This window comes from Microbulbifer variabilis, assembly GCF_020524905.1.
GTDB lineage: Bacteria > Pseudomonadota > Gammaproteobacteria > Pseudomonadales > Cellvibrionaceae > Microbulbifer > Microbulbifer variabilis_A.
Map to the genome: position 1 here is coordinate 1 of NZ_JAIVKI010000048.1, position 2,573 is coordinate 2,573.

Annotated in this window: 3 protein-coding genes; all 3 read right to left on the reverse strand. The window is 56.3% G+C overall.

Annotated elements, in window-relative coordinates; translation table 11 throughout:
* Nucleotides 1-839: hypothetical protein (locus tag LC073_RS21375; protein ID WP_226649640.1), on the reverse strand; the 839-nt coding region annotated here is incomplete at its 3' end.
* Between the two features lie 4 nt (nt 840-843).
* Nucleotides 844-1,314: a hypothetical protein gene (locus LC073_RS21380; protein ID WP_226649641.1), complete on the reverse strand. Its 471-nt coding sequence runs from the start codon at nt 1,312-1,314 to the stop codon at nt 844-846.
* 2 nt (nt 1,315-1,316) lie between these two features.
* The coding region (locus tag LC073_RS21385) for a hypothetical protein (RefSeq protein WP_226649643.1) at nt 1,317-2,573 on the reverse strand (1,257 nt) is incomplete at its 5' end.

The following is a 2,573-nucleotide window of genomic DNA, read 5'->3' on the forward strand; positions in this document are numbered from 1 at the left end:
CCATCCGATCCCCCGGCCAGTGACTGGCCGGCATTGCAGATATAGTTGAGTGAATGGCTGTAAGTGCCCGATAGACGCACGCTTTCCGTATCAAAGCTCTGCAGCGCCGGTATTTCGACAGCGCCATCATCCCTGACACCCAACGCGATCCTGCCGTCTGCATCGGTCAGCACGAACGCATAGCCGGGATAACCCGAGACCTCTACGATTTCGTTACCGGCACTATCTGTAATCTCCAACACCGGTATGACGACCGTGCCATCGTCCTTAATGCCCAGTGCAATCCTGCCGTTCGCATCGGTCAGCACGAAGATGTAACCTGGATAGCCCGAAGCCCCTACGAATTCACCACCGGCTATTTCGGTATCCGCCAGCGCGGGTATTTCGACCGTGCCATCCTCGCGGATACCCAACGCAATCTTGCCCGCCTCATCGGTAATGATGTACTCATATCCCGGCGCTGAGCCGGCGGTGGCGAGCGGCGTTAGCGCCTTGCGGTTTGCAACAATTGAGGCGGTGGGGTCATAGGGCGATTTCACCCAGGCTGTCCCATTCCAGCCGTACAACCCATTATTTTCTTCGGAGGCATCACTCCAAACTTCTGCCATTTCACTGCCAGGTGATGCGCCGGCAGCATCCAACGCGGCCTTGGTTTGGAAGGACATGCGCCCCTGCGCCAGCGCCAGCACTGCAGCCAAGTGGTCCTGAATGGCCTTGCTGATGGTCGGTTTTCTAATGCCCTCCAGCTCCACCGTGCTGAACTCATCACCAGCTAAAATTTCATTCAGGGCAGCAATGCTGTTTTGCAGCTCCGCCACCGAACTAAAAAAAGTGCTCATAAAGTTATTCCTGATAACTATCCACAGCGCGGTCCACGCCCCGGCTAAATTGTTGAAGGGTGTTCGGGTCCAGCAGGCCCGCCACGGTCTGCTCCTCAGTGAGCACAATCCGGTCTTCTATTTCCATGCGCGCGCTGTATTCCCAGATACGGGGGGCCAGTGGCCTGCAGTCGCTAAGGGGATGGGTAATAAAGCGCATCTTGTGGGGGATTAGCCCCTGGGGTGTGAGTACCTCGGCACTAAACCAGGCAATCGCATCGGACAATGCGTGGGTGACAAAACCCTCGAAAATAGCGGCCTCATTGGCTAGCAATTTCCACTTAACAGAAAGCTCTGTGGGAACCCTGGCAAATCGGCGCCGCTGCCGTGCGCGACCGCTGGCCATTTCGGTGCGGATACGGTTATCCACTTTTTTCAGCACATAGCCGTCCAGCTGCGGAGCCGGTAGCTCCGCAGGGTATTTAATTAAGGCCATGGTTAATTTCCGGTGCGAGAAAGGCTGTAGGTAGATTCGATAGCGGCAGCCGCGTCGCCACCCTCACGGATATTGGCCACAAAAATATCAATGACATCGGACTCGCCAGCACCTTGAGAGCGCTCGACTTGACCGGCTTTAGAGGCGTCTTCGATTAGGTTGACCGTGATATTTCCCTGCAGGCCGCCGCCTTTTAGGGCCTTGGTTAAATCGGCATTTTGATTTGGGGATAAAACCCGCTCGCCTTTATCCAGCAAATAAGTAGATTCTTCCGGCACGTAGTCGAGGCCGCCATGGGCGATGCCGGCAGGTTCTTTGATACTGCTCAACTGGTTGGCTATCTGTATGCCCTGAGTGGTCGCGCCGATAATAAATGGGATGTTTTGCGGGAAGCCGACCTTCGACGCCTCAGCAATGTTTTGCACCATGGCAGTGCCAGCCGTATAGACAGCCATCCCCATTTGCAGCGCCGCCAGCTTTTTATTGTGGGTACCAACGGCGGCCAGCAGTTGCTTGGCCCCGCCGACGTAACTATTTAGCCTGGCCTTTTCGGCCGTCTCGTCCATCGCCTGGCGCTGCTGTTGATGCTTTTTCTCCAGCTGGGTTAGGCTGCGTTCGTATTCGTCGCGGGCAATAATCTTGCTGAGGTAAGCCTGATCCAGCAGCTGCATTTCTGCATCCTGCTGAAGCTGCAACTGCTCCATTTCACTGAGCCAGGAATGCTGCAGGGTTTCCACCCGCGCGGCGATACCCTCGCGCTCGGCTTCGGTCAGGCCATCTTCCCCGCGCTCTTTGGATTGCTGACCGGCAATGGCATCGTTATAGCGCTGTATTTCCCGCTCGGCATATTCTCGACGCAGGGCTTCAAGGGACTCAAAACCTCGCCGAGTTAAGTCCTGTTCGCCAACGTGCAGAGAAGCGATCTGACGCAAGCGCTGTTCGTGATCGAGACGGATTTTCCCCTGGCGATCTGCCAGAAATTGGTCCAGCTGGATCAACTGAGCGGAACCCGCTTCCTGCTGAAGTTTTAGCTCCGCTGCAGCCCGATCCCGCTCTGCCTGCGCGCGGACCTCGGTCGCTGCCTGCGCAGCTTTCTTGCGCTCTTCCCGCTGTGCCATCGCCGCTTTCAGGTCGGCGCCTTTCATTTCCTGCAACTGCGCGCGGTATTTTGCAACGAGATGGCTCTGGTATTGAATCTGGACCTGTACACCATCCCGAGTGGCCTGTTGTAGCTGTTTTTGGTGATGCAGGTATTTCGC